Origin of the sequence: Rhizobium sp. AQ_MP, from assembly GCF_014237835.1 — a bacterium.
Taxonomy (GTDB): Bacteria; Pseudomonadota; Alphaproteobacteria; order Rhizobiales; family Rhizobiaceae; genus Allorhizobium.
In genome coordinates this window covers 33,626-52,125 of record NZ_JACJVI010000023.1, presented here as the reverse complement: position 1 = coordinate 52,125, position 18,500 = coordinate 33,626, and the positions used below count along the sequence as shown (strand labels likewise).

Annotated in this window: 20 protein-coding genes; 10 read left to right on the top strand and 10 right to left on the bottom strand. The window is 63.1% G+C overall.

Translation table 11 applies throughout. The annotated features are described in order from the left end of the window. Positions 1 to 194: 194 nt before the first annotated feature. The 3 genes from H6M51_RS22490 to H6M51_RS22480 form a co-directional block, all read right to left on the bottom strand. Positions 195 to 2,906: a heavy metal translocating P-type ATPase gene (locus H6M51_RS22490; RefSeq protein ID WP_185812045.1), complete on the bottom strand. Its 2,712-nt coding sequence runs from the start codon at positions 2,904 to 2,906 to the stop codon at positions 195 to 197. Positions 2,907 to 3,003: 97 nt separating this feature from the next. Next, positions 3,004 to 3,708, bottom strand: a complete 705-nt coding sequence (locus H6M51_RS22485; RefSeq protein WP_185812044.1) for a hypothetical protein — start codon at positions 3,706 to 3,708, stop codon at positions 3,004 to 3,006. A 36-nt stretch (positions 3,709 to 3,744) separates the two neighbouring features. Then, a complete protein-coding gene (locus H6M51_RS22480; protein WP_185812063.1) occupies positions 3,745 to 4,044 on the bottom strand; it encodes a type II toxin-antitoxin system RelB/DinJ family antitoxin in 300 nt (99 codons plus the stop codon). Positions 4,045 to 4,179: 135 nt separating this feature from the next. Between H6M51_RS22480 and H6M51_RS22475 the strand changes: the two genes are divergently transcribed. Both H6M51_RS22475 and H6M51_RS22470 read left to right on the top strand, forming a co-directional pair. Then, complete coding sequence (locus H6M51_RS22475; protein ID WP_185812043.1) at positions 4,180 to 4,509, top strand: type II toxin-antitoxin system RelE/ParE family toxin; 330 nt, start codon at positions 4,180 to 4,182, stop codon at positions 4,507 to 4,509. Then, positions 4,506 to 4,787 carry a helix-turn-helix domain-containing protein gene (locus H6M51_RS22470; RefSeq protein WP_185812042.1) on the top strand — a complete coding sequence of 94 codons (282 nt, stop codon included), beginning with the start codon at positions 4,506 to 4,508 and terminating at the stop codon, positions 4,785 to 4,787. The genes H6M51_RS22475 and H6M51_RS22470 overlap by 4 nt, the downstream gene beginning before the upstream one ends. A 154-nt stretch (positions 4,788 to 4,941) precedes the next feature. On the opposite strand, the gene H6M51_RS22465 is transcribed toward H6M51_RS22470, so the two are convergent. Together H6M51_RS22465 and H6M51_RS22460 are read right to left on the bottom strand one after the other, a co-directional pair. Beyond that, positions 4,942 to 5,370 (bottom strand): MGMT family protein, encoded by a 429-nt coding sequence (locus tag H6M51_RS22465; RefSeq protein WP_185812041.1) that lies wholly within the window; start codon positions 5,368 to 5,370, stop codon positions 4,942 to 4,944. A 13-nt stretch (positions 5,371 to 5,383) separates the two neighbouring features. Next, a complete protein-coding gene (locus H6M51_RS22460; RefSeq protein WP_185812040.1) occupies positions 5,384 to 5,866 on the bottom strand; it encodes an SRPBCC family protein in 483 nt (160 codons plus the stop codon). Positions 5,867 to 6,163: 297 nt separating this feature from the next. On the opposite strand from H6M51_RS22460, the gene H6M51_RS22455 reads away from it, so the two are divergent. The 3 genes from H6M51_RS22455 to H6M51_RS22445 all read left to right on the top strand — a co-directional run bounded on the left by H6M51_RS22455 (position 6,164) and on the right by H6M51_RS22445 (position 7,579). Beyond that, positions 6,164 to 6,958: a hypothetical protein gene (locus H6M51_RS22455; protein ID WP_185812039.1), complete on the top strand. Its 795-nt coding sequence runs from the start codon at positions 6,164 to 6,166 to the stop codon at positions 6,956 to 6,958. A gap of 76 nt (positions 6,959 to 7,034) precedes the next feature. Then, positions 7,035 to 7,259 (top strand): antitoxin MazE family protein, encoded by a 225-nt coding sequence (locus H6M51_RS22450; protein ID WP_185812038.1) that lies wholly within the window; start codon positions 7,035 to 7,037, stop codon positions 7,257 to 7,259. Beyond that, positions 7,256 to 7,579, top strand: a complete 324-nt coding sequence (locus H6M51_RS22445) for a type II toxin-antitoxin system PemK/MazF family toxin (protein WP_185812037.1) — start codon at positions 7,256 to 7,258, stop codon at positions 7,577 to 7,579. Before H6M51_RS22450 ends, H6M51_RS22445 begins: the two co-directional genes overlap by 4 nt. Before the next feature lie 346 nt (positions 7,580 to 7,925). On the opposite strand, the gene H6M51_RS22440 is transcribed toward H6M51_RS22445, so the two are convergent. Continuing rightward, on the bottom strand, positions 7,926 to 8,390 hold the full coding sequence (locus H6M51_RS22440) for a YcgN family cysteine cluster protein (protein ID WP_185812062.1): 465 nt from the start codon (positions 8,388 to 8,390) through the stop codon (positions 7,926 to 7,928). Between the two features lie 397 nt (positions 8,391 to 8,787). On the opposite strand from H6M51_RS22440, the gene H6M51_RS22435 reads away from it, so the two are divergent. Beyond that, entirely contained in the window at positions 8,788 to 10,914 is a 2,127-nt protein-coding gene (locus H6M51_RS22435; protein ID WP_348644568.1) for a PBP1A family penicillin-binding protein, read from the top strand. 331 nt (positions 10,915 to 11,245) lie between these two features. Further along, on the top strand, positions 11,246 to 12,433 hold the full coding sequence (locus H6M51_RS22430; RefSeq protein WP_246780644.1) for a GGDEF domain-containing protein: 1,188 nt from the start codon (positions 11,246 to 11,248) through the stop codon (positions 12,431 to 12,433). 144 nt (positions 12,434 to 12,577) lie between these two features. Here H6M51_RS22430 and H6M51_RS22425 read toward each other — a convergent pair whose 3' ends face one another. Then, positions 12,578 to 13,129 (bottom strand): TetR/AcrR family transcriptional regulator, encoded by a 552-nt coding sequence (locus tag H6M51_RS22425; RefSeq protein WP_185812035.1) that lies wholly within the window; start codon positions 13,127 to 13,129, stop codon positions 12,578 to 12,580. An 86-nt stretch (positions 13,130 to 13,215) separates the two neighbouring features. On the opposite strand from H6M51_RS22425, the gene H6M51_RS22420 reads away from it, so the two are divergent. Together H6M51_RS22420 and H6M51_RS22415 are read left to right on the top strand one after the other, a co-directional pair. Further along, entirely contained in the window at positions 13,216 to 14,736 is a 1,521-nt protein-coding gene (locus H6M51_RS22420) for an MFS transporter (RefSeq protein WP_185812034.1), read from the top strand. A 22-nt stretch (positions 14,737 to 14,758) separates the two neighbouring features. Beyond that, on the top strand, positions 14,759 to 15,310 hold the full coding sequence (locus H6M51_RS22415; RefSeq protein WP_185812033.1) for a GNAT family N-acetyltransferase: 552 nt from the start codon (positions 14,759 to 14,761) through the stop codon (positions 15,308 to 15,310). Positions 15,311 to 15,517: 207 nt separating this feature from the next. Here the strand turns inward: H6M51_RS22415 and H6M51_RS22410 are convergent, their stop codons facing one another. After that, complete coding sequence (locus H6M51_RS22410) at positions 15,518 to 16,297, bottom strand: hypothetical protein (RefSeq protein WP_185812032.1); 780 nt, start codon at positions 16,295 to 16,297, stop codon at positions 15,518 to 15,520. Between the two features lie 435 nt (positions 16,298 to 16,732). Here H6M51_RS22410 and H6M51_RS22405 point away from each other — a divergent pair, with 435 nt between their 5' ends. After that, a complete protein-coding gene (locus H6M51_RS22405; RefSeq protein WP_246780643.1) occupies positions 16,733 to 17,404 on the top strand; it encodes a permease in 672 nt (223 codons plus the stop codon). A gap of 10 nt (positions 17,405 to 17,414) precedes the next feature. On the opposite strand, the gene H6M51_RS22400 is transcribed toward H6M51_RS22405, so the two are convergent. Next, entirely contained in the window at positions 17,415 to 17,696 is a 282-nt protein-coding gene (locus H6M51_RS22400; protein ID WP_185812030.1) for a hypothetical protein, read from the bottom strand. Positions 17,697 to 17,862: 166 nt separating this feature from the next. After that, positions 17,863 to 18,381 (bottom strand): hypothetical protein, encoded by a 519-nt coding sequence (locus tag H6M51_RS22395; RefSeq protein WP_185812029.1) that lies wholly within the window; start codon positions 18,379 to 18,381, stop codon positions 17,863 to 17,865. Positions 18,382 to 18,500 lie beyond the last annotated feature (119 nt).

Sequence of the window (18,500 nt, the reverse complement as noted above, 5' to 3'; positions counted from 1 at the left end):
GTTTTCTCCTTCCGGTCCTCGCCCTTTTGATGGCGACATCAGCCGCAATCCGCTCTCCCCCCGTGTGGGGGAGATGTCCGGCAGGACAGAGGGGGGTGCCACGCCCGCCACCCCTGTCCGCCGACATGTCCCACCAAGATCGCCCCCTCTGTCGGCTCCGCCGACATCTCCCCTACAAGGGGGAGAGTGTCCCCTCACCCCGTCACCTTCGCCGCCCTCAACCTGAGCGCATTGGTCAACACGAACACGCTCGACAGCCCCATGGCCGCGGCCCCGAGCATCGGTGAGAAGGTCAGGCCAAAGAGCGGATAGAGCAGCCCCGCCGCCACCGGGATCAGCGCCACATTGTAGCCGAAGGCCCAGAAGAGGTTCTGGCGGATATTGGCCATGACCTTGTCCGAAAGCTCGATCGCATGCAGCGCGCCGAGCAAATCGCCGCCGACCAGCACGACATCGGCACTTTCGATTGCCACATCCGTGCCCGTGCCGATCGCAATCCCGGCATCCGCCGTGGCCAGCGCCGGCGCATCGTTGATGCCGTCGCCGACAAAGGCAACCTTCTCGCCCCTTGCCTGCAGGTCCTTGATTGCGCTCACCTTTCCTTGCGGTAGCACTTCCGCGACCACGGCATCGATGCCGGCCCGACGCGCCACGGCCTCTGCCGTGCGCCTGTTATCACCAGTCACCATCATCAGTTTCAGGCCCCGGGCCTTCAGCGCCGCAATCGCCTGCGCACTCGTCGGCTTGATCGGGTCGGCAACTGCAATGGCGGCAGCAAGCCTGCCATCGATGGCCACATAAAGCGGGCTTGCGCCGTCATCGGCAAGACGGGTCACGGCAGCCTGGAGACTGGCGGCGGAGACAGCCCCTCCCCCCTGTGGGGAGGGGTTGGGGAGGGGCTTTTCCGCTAGCGACGAGGCTGGTGCAAAGTCCCCCTCTGCCCTGCCGGGCATCTCCCCCACAAGGGGGGAGAGGCCGTGGGTCATCACCCCGAGCTTCACCATGAACCGGTCGGCACCGGCAGCAACCCGCCTGCCCTCGACCATGCCGGTCACGCCAAAGCCTGCCACCGCCTCGACCTGATCCACTGCTGCCAGCGCAATGCCCCGGCCTTCCGCCGCGCGCACAATGGCATCCGCCAGGGGATGCTCCGAGCGAGCCTCAAGGCTTGCCGTCAGGCGCAGCACCTCCGCCTCGGCAAAGCCCTCGGCGGTGACGATCTCCGTCACCTCCGGCTTGCCGGCGGTGATCGTGCCGGTCTTGTCCATCACCACCCATTGGATGTCCGCCAGGCTCTGCAGCGCCTCGCCCTTTCGGAAGAGCACGCCGAGTTCGGCGGCGCGGCCCGTGCCGACCATGATGGAGGTGGGCGTGGCAAGCCCCATGGCGCAGGGGCAGGCGATGATCAGAACGGCCACCGCCGCCACCAGCCCGTGCGTATAGGCCGGCTCCGGCCCGAGGATCAGCCATAGGAAAAAAGTCACAAGCGCAATGCCGATGACAGCGGGCACGAACCAGGCCGTCACCTCATCGACCAGCTTCTGGATCGGCAGTTTCGCGCCCTGCGCTTCGGCAACCATGCGGATGATGCGCGAGAGCATCATGTCGGCGCCGATGCCGGTCGCCTCGAAACGGAAGGAGCCGGAGCCGTTGACCGTGCCGCCGATGACGGTGGCACCCGGCCCTTTTTCGACCGGGATCGGCTCGCCCGAAATCATCGCCTCGTCGACGGCAGTCGCGCCATCGATAACCCGGCCATCGACCGGAATGCGCTCGCCCGGACGCACCACAACAGTCTCACCGAGCCTCACCTCTGACAGCGGCACGTCGCGCATCGCCCCGTCGCGCTCGACCCGGGCGGTCTTCGCCTGCAGCCCCGCCAGCTTGCGGATCGCCGCTCCCGTGCGCCCCTTGGCGCGGGCCTCCAGCAGCCGTCCGAGCAGGATCAGCGAGACGATGACAGTCGCTGCCTCGTAGTAGACGAAGCGGGCGGTCTCCGGCAGCAGGCCGGGCGCAAAGGTCGTCACCAGGGAATAGAGATAGGCCGCCCCGGTGCCGATCGCGACCAGCGAATTCATGTCGGGGGCAAGCCGCAGGAGGGCCGGAACACCCTTCACGTAGAAGCGCCGGCCGGGGCCGGCAAGCACCGCCGTCGCCAGCGCAAATTGCAGCAGGTACAGGCTGTTGCCGGGGAAAATATCCATCAGCAGATGATGCAGCGGTGGGTAGATATGCGCGCCCATCTCCACGACGAAGAGCGGCAGGGTCAGCACCAGCGCGATCAGGACATCGCGCTTCAGCCCCGCGATCTCCTTCTCGCGCCTGATCTCGCGGCCGTCGACGGCCTGGCCTGTCGAACCCGCCGGATGCGTGGACGTTGCGTCATGGGTCCCGTCATGAGCCCCTTCATGGCCGCCGCCCCCCTGCCCGCCCGCCTGGGCACCGCTCTCACCATGGGCAAGCCTGACGGCATAACCCGCCTTGGCCACGGCTGCGGCAAGCGCCGGCAGGGCAGAGACCCCGCCCAGCACCTTCACCACCGCCTCGCCGGTCGCGAGATTGACACTCGCCGACTCGACCGCCGGCACCGCCTTCAGCGCCTTTTCCACCCGCGACACGCAGGAGGCGCAGGTCATGTCCTCGACCTCCAGCACCAGCGTCTCGGCCTTTGCCTCGTAACCGGCTTTGTCGATCGCCGCGAGCAGCGCCTCTGCCGAAAAGCCCGGCCCCGGCTTCAGGACAAGGGTCTCACTGGCAAAGTTCACGGAGCTTTCGGCCACGCCCGACACGGCGGCCGCAGCCTTCTCCACCCTCCGCACACAGGAGGCGCAGGTCATGCCCTCGACGGGCAGGAGAATGGTATCGTCAACGTTCTCGGCCTGATCCGGCCTGGACTGCATGTTCATAGCGGTCACCTCCGCTATCCACCATGGACCTTCCCATCATGGGAGGGTCAAGGGGTGGGGTGACGATTTTGCGGAATCACATGAAGTGAAGGATGGTCTATCGCAAATCAGCTTCGTTCAGCCTTGGCGCGAATTTTCCTAGCAAACCGCCATCAATTTGCACGCAAGGCGTATTGTAGTGCCTGCTGTATTGCATATTCATGATGAGTTGCGGCTTGTCGGATAGGGTTACTCGACAAACCTTCTGGGGGCCAGCATCGTCACAAGAGCCTTTTAAAGTATTAGCGCAAGCATTTACATAAGCGCTACCCACATAAACATCGAGACCGCCGGTGATTCTTTCTACACGCTGAAGAATATATGTGCCAAAACCGGGCCCCTCATCGTCTAGGGGCTTATAGGTAAACGCAAGCTTCTTAGGCCATTTGAAACCAGCGATTTGGTAAGTTCTACCGTCGTCTTCGATATGTACCATTTGCCCCTCCAGATTGGGGCTTCGGTTAAATGTGACACTGTACTCCTCGAATGCTGGCTTCCATCCACCTGCGGAATCCAAGTTCATGTAAAAAAGCGTCAAATACCACTTTTGCTTCAGCAAAGGATCATTGTTTACGTCATCCCTCTGAAAAAAATTCAGCGATTGAAGAATTTCAGAGGTTTTGTCTTGCACGTACTGCTGCATACCGATGAAGACGGCACTTGCAATTCCAGCAACTATCCCCAATACCCACTTCCAGAACGAACTCATCTCAGCCTCGCCTGCTCCCGCGCCATCTGAAATGGTAGCAGAGTCCGCAGCCAAGACAACTATTGATCAGTATACTCCCCACTCTGCTAACTATTTTTTCGTTGTGCCACCCCTGCTCACAGCCTCATCCTCGATATCGTCGCGCACATCTTCCAGCGCCTCGCGCACCTTGGCCCGGAACCAGGCATCATGCATGGCGGGATCCGAGAGGAGTTCGATCGGGAGAGCGCCTTCGTTGGCGGTGCGGGTCAGCAGAATCCGCACGGCATCGGACACCGTCAGCCCCATGCCCTCCAGCACGGCGGCCGCGCGGTCGCGGATCTCGGGATCGATGCGTGTCTGGACGAGTGCTTTGGTCGTGCCGTTCTCCTCACAGCACTGTACTTCAATTGCATGACGTCGACAATCACGCGCCCACCACCCTCGCCTTGAGGGAGAGGGTCGGAGCGCAGCTCCGGGGTGGGGTGAGGGTTTTGCGGAGAAATCTGGAATTGCTGTTTATACAAAATTTTGTATGATCCCGCCATGAAAGCCGTGCTCTTCGTCGGCAGCGCTCTTGATGACCTCCGGCAGTTCCCTGCCGGAGCCAGACGTGATGCGGGCTATCAGCTGGACCGCGTTCAGCACAACCTCGAACCGGGCGACTGGAAACCTATGTCCAGCATAGGATCGGGCGTTCAGGAAATCAGGATCAGGGATTTGAGCGGCGCCTTCCGGATCATCTATGTCGCGAGGTTCGTCGAGGCGGTCTATGTGCTGCATTGCTTCCAGAAGAAGAGTGAGAAGACGGCGAAACGGGATCTCGAGCTTGCTACGAGGCGTTACGAGCAAATGATGAAGGAGCGAAAGGCATGAGCCAGGACAGCGGCACGAGCATCTGGGACGTCCTCGAAGACAGCCCGGCAGAAGCCGTGACCATGAAACTGCGGTCGAAGCTGATGATGGCCCTGGAACAGCACATCAAGGCCAGGAACTGGACCCAGGCCGAGGCCGCCCGGCGTCTGGGCGTCACACAGCCGCGGATCTCCGACCTGAAGCGCGGCAAGATCGATCTCTTCGCACTCGACGGCCTCGTCCAGATGGCACTTGCTGCCGGCCTGACGGTCGACCTGCAGATCCGCGACGCGGCTTGACGCCCACCCTTCCCTTGAGGGGGAGGGTCGGAGCGCAGTTCCGGGGTGGGGTGACGCGCGCGACCGGCACCACAATCCCAGCGGCGGAACTCGTCGACATGTCACCCCCACCCGCCGCTTTGCGGCGACCTCCCCCTCGAGGGGGAGGTGGGTCTCAGCCCGTCTCCAGTGCCCGCAAATGTTCGATGCGCTCGGGGCCGCAGGAGAGCTTTCCGGCGAGCTTGTCCTTCGGTTCGATGACGCGCCAGAAGGGCACGACCTCGTCCATCGGCTTTCCCGCCTCCAGTTCGTCGAGCGCCACTTCGGCCACGACGCGCAGATAGATCGCGGTGGTGACGGGGCACATGGCATCCGCCTTGGCGCGTTTGGCAAGATCGCTGCGCAGGCGGGCGATGGTGCGGGTTTCGCCCGCAGGGATGGCGGCGACATAGCGGGCGATCTCGCCCGGCGAGGAGATCAGCATCATCGCGCCGGCCGGCACGCCGGCAAAGGGCGAGGAGAGCATCACCACATGCGGGTCCTTGGCGGCGGCGAAGCGCTTGCGCCAGTCGGTCGGTTTCTTCGGTTTCTCGCTCTTGGCCATGGGCCTCCTCCTCTCAACGCTCGGCTTCGATTTTCAGGGCTTGCAGATAACGTGCCGCAAAGGCCTGCGGATCAAACATGAGGCGGGCGATGATGCGACCGAGCGGATTATCGATCGTGGCGCGCTCCACCACCGTCACCCGCGTGCCGGTCGCCTGCGGCTGAAGATCAGCCTGCCAGGTGCCATGATAGCCGGCATCGGAGCGGAATGTCAGGGCAAGCGTCAGGGCTTCGCGCCTTGTCCAGGCAAAGCGGATCACCTCGCCGCGCGTGGTCGTCTCGACCCAGCCATCGCCCTCCACCTCGACTGTGGTGATACCGTCGCGCCACTCCGGCTGGCGGGCGACATCGGTGATCACGGCGGCCACCCGCTCGGGCGGCGCCGCAACTTCCATATCCGCCCTGCCCTCGCGGGTCGGCGGCAGGGAGAGCCCTGCGACAAAGACAAGGGCGGCAAGCCCGATGATGGACAGTGACAGGATCAGAAAGATTTTCACGCAAACCTCCTCCGGCCGGGTAGCGCGTCTTAGCGAAGGAATGGGCCTGAGGAAGTATCAAGCGGAAAATCTTTCATGATCATAGACTTGCAGGCGAAACCCCGCTTCTCGCAGCGTTTCCCCGATAGAGCTCAGGACATCGCCTCGTCCATCGGCAAGACGTCAAACTGTGGCTAACCGGGCGTCTCGCCTCTCAGCCACGGAGACAAGGGGAAGATTTCATCCTAGCCTTCGGTCCAGAACGCCTGCAGTTGCGGTCTTTGCCTCCATGCGAAGACACCGAGACGGAGAGAACCGATGTCTTTCATGCGCGCCTCGCTTGCCTTGTGCTCCTCGTTTGTCCGGTTGCGCCTGGCGCTTGCCGCCGCTCTCCTGACCGGGCTTGCGGCCTGCCAGGCGCCCCCCGCGACGCAGGCGCCGAGCTTCCTCGCCCAGTTTGCGCTCGCGGAGATCACGGTTGACTATTCCAGGCTCGACCAGCCGCTGCTGGTGTCCGAACTGGAGGGCGACATCAACCGCGCGGTCTCAGGACCGTCGGCGCTCGATGGCCTTGGCACGCGGCTCGGCCTGACCAATCAGGAGGCCAAGAAGGCGGCGCTGCAGCAGGCCATCACCGCCCACATCACCCCGCATGCGCGCGACCAGCTGACGCCGCTGTTCAAGGGCACGCGGCCGGCGCGGGCCGAAGTCGTTGTTTACTCCGTCTTCCTGCGCAGCCCGCTCAGCCTGCAACAGCTGACCGGCACCCAGGTGACCATCGACGGCGTCCGGCGGCCCGACAATCCGCAGCTGAGGGCCGGCCTCAGGATCGTCGATATCCAGACCGGTGAGACGCTGATCCAGGTGCCGCCGATCACCAAGATCGACGACGGCACGGTGATGATCGTCGGCGGCGGGCCAAAGGCGCCGGACTACGGCGCCTCAAAGCGGCTGAACAAGCTCGCCTTCGAGTTTTCAAGGGAGGCTGCGTATCAACTCACCAGTACAACCTCCTCCGGCCCCGGTCTCAGCCCGGATACCCGCGCGGTGCTGGGTCTTCCCGCTGCCGGCCCCGATTCGAGGGTGCTGTGGTCATCGCAGACGGTGGAGTGAGGGGACCTGGCCTGACTTCGGTTGCTGTCTTGGTCGCCATGTGTTACATGTAACGACGCGAAAAAGGGTTTCGGTCATGGCACTGCCGGTTGGAAAGCGCGTGGAGAAAAGGCGTGAAGCTTTGAGGGCCATGGGTCTCAGGCCCGTACAACTCTGGCTGCCAGATATACGTCAGCCGGGATTTGCAGAAGAATGCGCTCGTCAGGCGCAGTTGACGGCGGAAGCCGACCGCCGTGATGCCGGCCTCGACGCCCTGCTCGACGACATACTTGACGATCTGCCTGCGGAGCCACAGGCGTGACACGCGGCGACCTGGTGACGGTTGCCATTTCAGGTGATTTCGGGAAGCCGCGCCCGGCGCTTGTCATCCAGAGCGACAGTTTTCGAGAGACGGGAACTGTCACGGTGCTTATGATCACAAGCACGGCCATCGAGGCGCCGCTTCTCCGCGTCTTTGTCGAGCCGGACGCAGAGAGCGGCCTTCTGCAGCCATCCTGGGTGATGATCGACAAGGCCATGTCCGTGAAACGCGAACGGGTCGGTCGGGCCATCGGTCGGGTGCGTGAAGAGACGCTGATGACGGTGACGCGCAATCTGGCTGTGTTTTTGGGGATGGGTTGAGGGTTCACTGAGGTGAAAAAAGGCAATCACCGTTGTCGGTCAATCGTTGCTGTCACTCAGGCTGGAATTACGACCATGAAACACAGGAAAACACGACCTCAGGATTGGATGCGGGCACTTGATGCCGGCGCGGCCTTTCGCATTCTCCTGTATCTCTTGCTCCCCCCATCACCCTGCTCAAGGCAGTGCCAGACATCACCGACAGGGACGTGTTGCTCATGATCCTTCTGTTTGGCGTCGGAGTAACGGTCGCCATCTTTGGCCTGTGGCTGGAACTGAAATCCATTGCAAGACGAGCCCGCAGGCTCGGAGACGGAAGAGACGGCTAAGTTTTTAGGCTCTTCCCCTACCCCCGTTCCGCCCCCACCTTCAGCGGCCAGTCGACGACGTAGTCCTCGAGATCCTCGACATCCATGCCCTCTTCCGAAATCGTGCGACCGCGGGCGGAGACGCCGGCGGTGTGGACGGTTTCCGGGTCGCCAGACACCAGCGGATGCCACCAGTAGAGGTCGTGGCCTTCGTCGATCAGGCGGTAGCCGCAGGTCGGCGGCAGCCACTTGATTTCGCGCAGGCCCTTCAGTGTCAGCTGGATGCAGTCCGGTACGGTGTCCTGGCGGTTTTCATAGTCCTTGCAGCGACAGCTCTCACCGTCCAAGAGCTTGCAGGCCACCGAGGTGAAGACCACCTCGCCGGTGTCCCAGTCCTCGAGCTTGTTGAGACAACAGAGGCCGCAGCCGTCGCAGAGGCTTTCCCACTCCGCGTTGCTCATTTCCGCGAGCGTCTTGGTCTTCCAGAAAGGCTGTTCGGTCATTGTCTTGTTCAACTGGCTTTGGTCCTGCGATGGGGCAGCGGCGTGCGGCGGCTTTCGTGTCGCGGCCGGTGCAGGGGTGCAACGCCCTGGCTCAAAAGCGCGCCCGGGGCCGGGCCGGGTTCACCATGCGCGGCGAAACCGCTTGTTCTTTGCCGGCAAATCGCCCATCACTCGCATAATGACGACCTGCCCCTCTCCCATTGGGTCCTGATCCCAATCGACGGGCGCGTCAAGGGAGTGGGCAACACGATTTCGGGAAAAAGCGACGGTGGCCGACACAGACAAGCCTGATGATCTCGACGCCACGGAGCGCCTGGGTGCTGCCGACAGCGCCGATCGACCGGCTTCGCTCGGGACCGAGGCCAGGACCGAGACGCCGCCGAAGCTCAAGCGCCATATCTTCCTGAAGATCGACAGCTGGCTCGACTCGACCCTGTGGAATGCCGGTTACGATCTGGTCGAGGCCTGGGAGGAGATCACCATCTTCTTCCGCCGTTTTCGCGTTCGGGGCCTGAAGAAGCTCGGATTCGAGATCGCCGGCGAAGCGATGACGCTTGGCACTGCCGGCATGGTGGTTCTGCTGACGCTTGCCCAGCCGGCCTTCGAGGAAACCAAGAAAGACTGGCGCAACCACGACAATTTCGCCGTCACCTTCCTCGACCGCTACGGCAATACGATCGGACATCGCGGCATCATCCACGAGAACTCCGTGCCGGTCGATGAGCTGCCGGACCATCTGGTCAAGGCGGTGCTGGCCACGGAAGACCGGCGCTTCTTCGAGCATTTCGGCATCGACTTCTTCGGCCTCGCTCGCGCCATGACCGAAAACGCCAAGGCGGGCGAAGTGGTCCAGGGCGGCTCGACGCTGACGCAGCAGCTGGCGAAGAACCTCTTCCTCACCAATGAGCGGTCGATCGAGCGCAAGATCAAGGAAGCCTTCCTGTCGCTCTGGCTCGAGGCCAATCTCTCCAAGCAGGAGATCCTGTCGCTTTATCTCGACCGCGCCTATATGGGCGGCGGCACCTTTGGCGCAGCAGCCGCCTCGCAATTCTATTTCGGCAAGAACATCACCGAGGTGACGCTGGCGGAAGCCGCCATGCTCGCCGGTCTCTTCAAGGCGCCGGCCAAATATGCGCCGCATGTCAACCTGCCGGCGGCGCGCGCACGTGCCAACGACGTGCTCACCAACATGGTGCAGAGCGGGCTGATGACCGAGGGCCAGGTGGTTGCCGCCCGGCGCAATCCGGCTTCCGTCATCGACCGTGACGAGATGGATGCGCCAGACTTCTTCCTCGACTGGGCGTTTGAGGAGGTGCAGCGGATTGCGGCGCGCTTCAAGGATCATACGCTGGTCGTGCGCACCACTGTTGATCTCGGCCTGCAGCAGGCAGCCGAAGAGGCGGTTGCCTCGTCCCTGCGCGAATATGGCGAAAGCTATAACGTCAAGCAGGGCGCGCTGGTGATGATCGAGAATGGCGGGGCCGTGCGCGCCATGGTCGGTGGTCGCGACTATGGCGAAAGCCAGTTCAACCGCGCCACGAGGGCGCTGCGCCAGCCGGGCTCGTCCTTCAAGATGTATACTTACGCGCTCGCGATGGAGAACGGTTACACACCGGAAACCGTTGTCGTCGATGCGCCGGTCGCCTGGGGTAACTGGAGTCCGCAGAATTACGGCCGCAGCTTTTCCGGCCGGGTGACCATGGAAACGGCGCTGGCGAAATCGATCAACACGATCCCCGTTCGTCTTGCGAAGGAGAAGTTCGGGATCGACGCGATCATTCAGACGACCAAGGCGATGGGTGTGGAGACGCCGATCAAGAAGGATGTGACGATCCCGCTCGGCACCTCGGAAGTCACCGTCATGGACCAGGCTACGGCCTATGCCGTGCTGCCGGCCGGCGGCTATGCGTCGCGGCGCCACGGCGTTGCGCAGATCATGAATTACGCCGGCGACGTCCTTTACGATTTCGAGCGGGATGCACCGCCGCGGGAACGTATCCTGTCGGAACAGGCGGCGCGTTCGATGAACCAGATGATGTCGAAGATCCCCTATATCGGCACGGCGCGGCGCGCCGCCGTCGACGGGATCCTGACCGCCGGCAAGACCGGCACCACCCAGGCTTACCGCGATGCCTGGTTCGTCGGCTATACCGGCAACTACACGGCCGCCGTCTGGTTCGGCAACGACGACTACACCTCGACCAACAACATGACGGGCGGGTCGCTGCCGGCCATGACCTTCAAGAAACTGATGGACTATGCCCATCAGGGCATCGACATCAAGCCGATCCCCGGCGTCGACCAGCCGATGCCGGAAAAGGAAGCCAAACCGCAGGTGGCGGATGCCGCAAACCCGGACGCGCTGCCGCCGATGGTGCGACCGCGGTCCCTGTCGTCGCAGTCGACGCAGCTGATCCGCGATCTCGCCGCGAGGCTCAAGGCAGCCGATCAGCTCGTCGTGCCGGCCGGCGGGACGGCACAGGCCGCCGTCGAGCCGCAGACCACCGGCTCGACAAGTCGTTAAATCCGGCCGTTAAGACAATCACAAGTTTACCAACCGCTAAACATCATGGGCGCTTGTCACAACGCTCCGATGGCGCTCGCCAGGCATACCGACCTGCCTCTGCAGAAGAGATCAACGGCCGTCGCGGCGATACTATCCTGAATTGAAACAGTTTTTTTCGATCTGTCGCCTAGTGTTCTGGCGCGTTAAGCTTCCGCTAACCATGGCCGATGTCTTCATCCATGATTTCTCGTATTGGTACATGACCTTCACCCCAAATTAAGGGGGTCGATCCTAACGTTTCGCTGTTTTTGACGGATCCTATATTTCAATCGGTGATTGGACCTTTATGATGCGATGGCTCGGACTTCCCGCAAGACCCCGGTTTTCGGCGGAACAATATGCGGCTTTTCTGGAAGATCGTGCGCCCCTTCGCAGCCGTATGCTGCGCGCAGCCGTCTTCTGCGTCCTGATCTTCTATCTCAGCTGTTTTCTCTTCGATCTGTGGTTGCTGGGCGACGTCACCGCCTTGTCCGCCACGCTGCGCTTCGGCGTGATGCTGCCGATCGCGATCGGCCTGCTTTTCTATATCGCCGGCGATCATCCCATCGAGAAGAAGGAGATCGCGGCGATCCTGGTCGCGCTCCTCGCCAATGTCTGCTGGTGTGCCATTCTCGTCTCGAGCGAGAGCCCCGGCGTGCTCTCCTATTTCTATGCCGCGGCAAGCTTTCAGATGGCCATCACGATTGCCGCCGCCTCGCCCTTTCGGCCGGCGCTCAGGGCCAGCATCTTCACATTCTGCCTGAATTATTCGGCGATCTGGTTTCTCGCAGGGACCAGCCCCTCCTATGTCATCCAGCATCTGGCGGTTTACATGCCGACCGTGATCATGACGCTGCTCGTTTCCTACCAGTTGGAGGTGGAGGCGCTGACCAGCCATCTGCAGATGCAGGAAAACGAGGCGCTTAAACGCGAGCTGGCGCGCCAGAACAAGGAGCTCGCACGCCTTTCGGTGACCGATCCCCTGACGAAGCTGGCCAACCGCCGAGGCACCGAAATGGAGCTGATGCGGTTGATGACGGAGGTGGCGGATGATGCGCGGCGGGTGGTGGTTCTCGTCGCCGATGTCGACCACTTCAAGGCCTATAACGACGCCTATGGCCATGGCGCTGGCGACGACTGTCTGAAACGCGTGGCGCGCGCCATGCGCAGGTCGCTGCCGATCGAAGCGCATCTCGCCCGCCATGGCGGCGAGGAATTTTTGGCCATCCTCTCCGGCGCCGATGGAGAACAAGCGCCAGCGCTTGCCGAAAACCTGCGCCGTGCCGTGCGGCAGCTCGGCGTCGCGCATGCCTTTACCGGCGACCGCAATGCATTCGTGACCATCAGCGTCGGGGCTGCCTGTGGTGCGATCCAGGCAGAAGGCGATTTCGAACGCCTGCTCGACGCGGCCGATCGGGCGCTCTACGCCGCCAAAGCCGACGGGCGAAATACCTGGCGGGTAAGCGTGGCCGACGAGGAGCAACGGGTGGTGGCGTGAGCTGCACCTGAGCCTCGCGTCCAGGCTTCGATCCAGCCTCGGCGCGGTCAGGGGTCCGGCCGTCGCGAGCATGCGGCGCGGGGGCGGGAGGCGAGTTCTGCGCCTCGTGGATCATCCGGCGCGAAAGTTGCCCTGCCCCCCTGATCAACCGGCAGAATCCGCCGCCACGAGGCGTTCAAAAACGCTCTCCACATCGTCGAGATAGGCACTCCATTCGCCGTCTTCGTCGATGCCGGCAATGCGCAGAAGGAAGAGGCCCTCGGCCGCCAGGAGCGCGACCCGGGCGGCCTGCGCTTCGCGCGATCCATCCCCCAGACGCTCGAACATGGACTGGTACCACTGGCGTGTTTCCGTGATGTTTTGCGGGTTCTGGATATAGGCAATCATCAGGCCTGCCATCTTGGCGTATATGGTCGTCTGCGAGCTGCGCATGACCTTGATGTAATTGCGCACGAGCTCGACCGGCGAGACGCCCTCCACGTTCCCCAGCAGTGCATCAAACTGCGAGGTCCACCTCTCGATCAGCGCGCGCACCAACTCGTCCTTCGACGCGAAGGAGTATTGAACGCCGCCCTTCGAGATGCTTGCCGCCTTGGCCAGAGCGTCGATCGTCAGACCTGCGGCCCCCTCATTGCGGACGATGCCTTCCGCAATTTCGAGCAGCCCCTCGCGGGTGATCGTCGGCTTCCTGCCCAACGCGGCTCTCCTTTTTCTTGCTCACTATTGAAATCCATACGTATGTATTTATATGGGCGGACGCAATCCCTGTCCGTAGGTCCGTTATGCCATCCACATCTGTGTCCGCCAATCGCTGGCTTGTCCTTATCGCCGTCATGCTGGCCTTCCTGCCGGTGGTGCTCGACATGACGATCCTGCATGTCGCCATCCCGACCCTGACGCAATCGCTGAATGCCACGGGCACCGAGGTGCTCTGGATCATCGACATCTACCCGCTGCTGATGGCGGGGCTTCTGGTGCCGATGGGCACCCTCGCCGACCGGGTCGGCAACCGCAAAATCCTGCTTGTCGGGCTTGCGATCTTTGCGATGGCCTCGACATTCGCTGCCTTTGCGCAAAGTGCCGCGATGCTGATTGCGGCGCGTGTGCTTCTGGCCCTGGGCGGCTCGATGATCATGCCCTGCGTGCTCGGCCTCATCCGCAAGACGTTCGAAGATCCGGGCGAGCGCGCCATGGCGCTCGGCCTGTGGGGGACGGTCGGTGCCGCCGGTGCTGCCGTGGGGCCGCTCGTCGGCGGCGCTCTGCTGGAGCACTTCTGGTGGGGCTCGGTCTTCCTGATCAATGTGCCGGTCATGCTGGTGGTCGCGCCGGCCTGCTATTTCCTCCTGCCGCGCGTCGAACAGACGACATCCGGAAAATGGCCGATCGGCCAGGCGCTTCTCTTGATCACCGGCATGATATCGCTGGTCTATGGCATCAAGGCCAGCTTTGCGGGCAAACAGCCTCTGACGATCATCGTCATCGTGGTTGTCCTCGGACTTGTGGCGCTCACGCTCTTCGTCCGCAAGCAGCTGCGCTCATCCGACCCGATGCTGGACCTTTCGCTCCTGTCGCATCCCGCTGTCGTCGCCGGGTTGCTCATGGCGCTGGTCGCATCGGGTGCGCTGGCCGGCGTCGAACTGACGCTGGCGCAGGAACTGCAATATGTGCTGGACAAGACGCCGCTCGAGGCCGGGATCTTCATGATCCCGATCATGGCGGCGGCAGCGGTGGGCGGTCCGGTCGCGGGCTACCTGTCCAACCGGTTCGGATTGCGGCTGGTCGCCACACTTTCGCTTCTGATTGCCGCGGGCCTGCTGGTCCTCCTCGCGCGAAGCGACTTCAACAATCCGGGCGTCGTCGTTCCCTCGGCCCTTGCCCTTCTCGGCCTCACGCTGAGCATCGGACTGACGGCCTCTTCCATTGCCATCATGGGCTCCGTCGACGCGAGCAAGGGTGGGGCGGCGGGCGCGCTGGAGGCGACAGGCTACGAGCTCGGTACCGGTCTCGGCATCACCCTTTTCGGCGTTTTCATCTCAAGTGTGTTCCGCCATGCCATGGTGCTGCCGCCCAGCCTTTCCCCGGCCCTGTCCGACCAGGCGTCCCGCTCCATCGGCGACACCTATATTGTGGCCGGCACGCTCCAAGAGAACGAGGCCATGGCCCTGATTGAAGCCGGCAAGGCAGCGTTCAGCCAGACCCACACGCTCCTCCTGATGACGGCGGCTCTGGTCATTGCGGCGCTGGCTGTGATCGTCTTCTTTACCCTGGCCAGGCACCGCAGCCTGTCGCAGGCCCATCATTGACCGTTTTGTGAGAGCAGACACCATGCAGATCGTCGAAACCGAGCGCCTGATCCTGAGGCGATTCCGAAAAGGGGACGCCGCAGACCTCTTCGCCTATCTCCGCGCGCCGACCGCCACCTGCTTTCTCTCGGAGACGCTCGCCGACCTCGCCGCTGCGGAAGCCGAGGTTCAGAAACGCGCGCGCAACCCGGGCAGCCTGGCGATCTGCCTGAAGGAGACCGGTCAGGTGATCGGCGACCTCTTTGGCGGCGAAGCGGCAGAGGAAGACGAGGACAGCCTGACAACCTCGGTCGGCTGGCACCTCAACCCGCAGTTCGTCGGTCGGGGTTATGCGTTTGAAGCCGCAAGGGCCCTGCTCGATCACCTGTTCAACGCGCGGGGCTTTCGCCGCATCTATGCATATGTGGAAGACCACAACATCCCGTCGCAGCGCCTGTGCGAAAAACTCGGCATGCGCCGGGAAGGCGTGTTCATCGAATTCGTGTCGTTCACCAATGACGATGACGGCAATCCGATTTACGAAAATACGATGCAATATGCGATCCTGCGCCGGGAATGGAAACTCGGCGCTTGAGACGCTGACTGCCAAACGCAGGTTCTCAGGCGGGGGCCCCGCGCTTCCGGCGGAATGGCGGCTCGATGGCCGCAGGTCAAGCTGGGTATGGCAAAGCCCTCAGGCTGCGTGCCCTCTCGGGTGGCCTTCGCCTCGATATTTGCTGACCGTCCGCCGGAAGGGATCCGACACCGGCCGAGGACGTGCCTCAGCCGGTTTCAGCCCGCCTCATCCCGCCTCCGCCTTGCCGATCGGGTAGAGAAACAGCCGCGTCTTGCGCGCATCCGACAGCTCCCAGATCTCGTCGGGATCGACATCCGGCACGGGAAAACTGTTGGAGACGAAGAGGCTGCCGGGTTTCATTTCCGCCGAGAGTTTCTGCCACAGGCCAGCCATGGGCGCAGGGGACAGGAAGGCGTAGACCAGGTCTTCCCCCGAGACATCCGTCCGCCAGAGGTCGCCGCGCCGGATCTTGCCCTTGCCGTTGACGGCCGAGAGCAGGCGGGCGGCAAGATAGACGGCGGGGGCGTTTTCGACACCGCGCGCCTGCCTGCCCTCCCCATCCAGCGCCCGCACCACGCCGCCGAGACCGCAGCCGAGATCGAGCATGCGGGCGGCCTTGCGATCCCGCATGAGGTCCTTCAACACCGAGGCCGTCTCGGGATTGGTGAGATAGAGCGGCACGCGGCCGCGCGTGGTGTTGGAAAAGACCAGGGCCAGCAGCAGGAAGGCGATGCCGAAGGGCCAGGCGGGAAGATTGCCGAGCAACATGGCCGAACCCAAGGCGAGCGGAAAGAGAAAGGCAATCAGCAGCCACCAGCGGGCAAGGCCCAGCGCGCCCGTGATGCCGGCGGCGATCAGCCCTTGCAGGAGAAGCGCGATACCGATCAGCGGCACGCGCTCCACAGAGGTCGAGAGCGGCCCGGTGACGGCCGCCACGACCGGCAGGGCAACGACCTGGGCGAGAAGCGCGCCGAGGATCGGCGTCTTGCGGAAAAGGGCGAGCATCGGAACTCCGGAGGCATGTCGACCGGGCGACACTGGCAGGGGGTGGGACGATTCTCAAGGGCGACAGTTCGCGCTTGCCGAAGATGCGGGCCGTCGTCAGCGTGACAGACCCTCCCCTCGTGCCGAAAACGCCAAGCAGACGCAGAGGCGAGATCAAGGGTTGCCGATCGGCAAACGGTCGGCCTGAGCTTTGCCCCCCCTCATCACGCGTTTCGCGTTGCCATCCTGCCGATTTCGAGGAGGGTAAGAGACCGGCTGCACCCCGGGGCCAGCCGGTTCCACGCGAAGGTTCCCCTTCGCAGCCTTTTGGCATGTCGCCTCCGGGGTCGTCGGGCGGACTTGCGCGCCGTTCTGCCGGCTGGCATCGTCGCACTGACCCTTGCCGCGAGACGATCCCGGCGCGTCACGGTCAGGCGGCAGGTGCACATGGATTTCATGAGGTTGCTGAAATCGCTGGAGGAACTGCTTTACGAGCTTGTTTCGTGGCTGGTCTTCTATCCCCTGACCTTCTGGCGGGCGCTGACCCGTCCGCTCAGCATGATGCGCTATGCCGATGACGAACTGGGCGACCGGCCGGAAGACCAGTATGACGATACGATCAGTCCACCGCTTTTCCTGTTGATCACGCTGCTGTTGTCGCAGGCCGTTTCCGCGGCGTTCCCGACGATGGGCTCCACGGCGGAGGCGGCAGCACTCACCCAGTCGCTCTCGAACCTGCTGATCGCCCGTGGCGTGATCTTCGGTGTCTTCCCGATGGTGATGGCGGTGACGCTCATTCTGCACAAACGGCTTGTGCTGACCCGTTCCACGCTGCGGCCGCCGTTCTTCAGCCAGTGCTACGTGGCGGGACCGTTTGTCTTCCTGCTCGGGCTGACGGTTGACTTCCTGATGATCCCGGATGGGCGGGGCATCCCCTATGCTGCGGTTCTCGGGCTCGCTGCGCTTGCCTGGTACGGTCAGGCGGAAATCCGCTGGTTCCGCCGGGATCTTGGGATCGGCGCCGGAAAGGCCGTTGCACTCTTTGCGCTTGCCCTGCTGATCGCTCTCGTCACGGCTTTGGCGGTGACGATCGCCTTTGCCTATCTGTTGCCGCGCTGGAACCGTTGAGGTCGGCGCATCAATGGCGGCATTGACCGGAGGCCTTATCCCCTTCGATCTGCAAACCGGCCTCTCCGAGCAAAATCCGGCCAACGGCTGCCTCAAGCTCGGTCTTCTCTTTCGGATCGAAATCCCGGAAGCCGTGAAAGGCCGCGTGTGACCATAGAATGCGCCCGGACATCAGCGGCGCATCGACCGTCGTGATGACATAACCCTGCATGGCGACGTCGAATGTGACGAACCATTGGCCATGCACTTCGGTCCGTGCGCAATTGGCGACTTCCATGCGTTTTTCGGGCATAACTCTGCTTCAGGCCGTCCACAAACCCTAGATATGAAGGGTTTTTCCATATTCCTCATATGTGAAAAGCCCGTTGGTTTCATCCACCAATTTAGGATTTTAACCGCTAAAATTTGCAGGCATTCCGCGTTCCCTACCGGTGAAGCCGACAGGGAACGGGTGGGCCTCAACGGCTGTCGCGTCGCGCCTGACCATTCTTGACGAATTGCGACACACGCCCGACCTCCATCGGATTGACCAGGTCCGGACCGCGCTCATTGGGAACGGAGCGCATGCCCTTTCCGGCGCGGCGGGATGTCGGGCGGTTGGGGCGGCTGGCGGCCCGGCGCATCTCCAGCGCCTTTTGTGCATTGCGCTTCAGCTCAGCGCGGGAGGCGTAACGTTGCCGGCGAGAAACTTCGCCATTGACGCGCTGCAGGGCGGCGGAGAGGGCCGCAAACTTCTCGCGGCTTCCGGCATCGTCCGCAGACGGCTTTGCACCAGCCGGAGCCGCCTTGCCGCGCATCTCGCGGCGCTGGCGGTTGGCGATGTCGCGGGCCCGATCGCGGCGCTCGCGAAGCGCCTTGCGCAGATCTGCCAGTTCCTCGTCGTCGCGCTCGGCCAGGTGCGGATGGCGCGAGGCCTCCACAAGCTGCTTCTCGCTGTCGTCGAGCAATCTCAGTTCCATCCGGCGTGACTGAGCCATGGCCGTCTCCCTTTGTCTTCGTTGCGATTACAAGGGGTTGAATGGCCAAGTTCAGCCTGGTGTTCCGCCCCGGGAGGCCGGGGCGTCTGACATTCGAGTGAACCGGATGTGAAGGGGCC

Bases quoted from the DNA above. Each gene is read 5' to 3' on its own strand.
- H6M51_RS22490 (WP_185812045.1), bottom strand. From the start codon at position 2,906: ATGAACATGCAGTCCAGGCCGGATCAGGCCGAGAACGTTGACGATACC.
- H6M51_RS22475 (WP_185812043.1), top strand. From the start codon at position 4,180: ATGAAAGCCGTGCTCTTCGTCGGCAGCGCTCTTGATGACCTCCGGCAG.
- H6M51_RS22470 (WP_185812042.1), top strand. From the start codon at position 4,506: ATGAGCCAGGACAGCGGCACGAGCATCTGGGACGTCCTCGAAGACAGC.
- H6M51_RS22465 (WP_185812041.1), bottom strand. From the start codon at position 5,370: ATGGCCAAGAGCGAGAAACCGAAGAAACCGACCGACTGGCGCAAGCGC.
- H6M51_RS22455 (WP_185812039.1), top strand. From the start codon at position 6,164: ATGTCTTTCATGCGCGCCTCGCTTGCCTTGTGCTCCTCGTTTGTCCGG.
- H6M51_RS22450 (WP_185812038.1), top strand. From the start codon at position 7,035: ATGGCACTGCCGGTTGGAAAGCGCGTGGAGAAAAGGCGTGAAGCTTTG.
- H6M51_RS22440 (WP_185812062.1), bottom strand. From the start codon at position 8,390: ATGACCGAACAGCCTTTCTGGAAGACCAAGACGCTCGCGGAAATGAGC.
- H6M51_RS22430 (WP_246780644.1), top strand. From the start codon at position 11,246: ATGCGATGGCTCGGACTTCCCGCAAGACCCCGGTTTTCGGCGGAACAA.
- H6M51_RS22420 (WP_185812034.1), top strand. From the start codon at position 13,216: ATGCCATCCACATCTGTGTCCGCCAATCGCTGGCTTGTCCTTATCGCC.
- H6M51_RS22415 (WP_185812033.1), top strand. From the start codon at position 14,759: ATGCAGATCGTCGAAACCGAGCGCCTGATCCTGAGGCGATTCCGAAAA.
- H6M51_RS22410 (WP_185812032.1), bottom strand. From the start codon at position 16,297: ATGCTCGCCCTTTTCCGCAAGACGCCGATCCTCGGCGCGCTTCTCGCC.
- H6M51_RS22405 (WP_246780643.1), top strand. From the start codon at position 16,733: ATGAGGTTGCTGAAATCGCTGGAGGAACTGCTTTACGAGCTTGTTTCG.
- H6M51_RS22400 (WP_185812030.1), bottom strand. From the start codon at position 17,696: ATGCCCGAAAAACGCATGGAAGTCGCCAATTGCGCACGGACCGAAGTG.
- H6M51_RS22395 (WP_185812029.1), bottom strand. From the start codon at position 18,381: ATGGCTCAGTCACGCCGGATGGAACTGAGATTGCTCGACGACAGCGAG.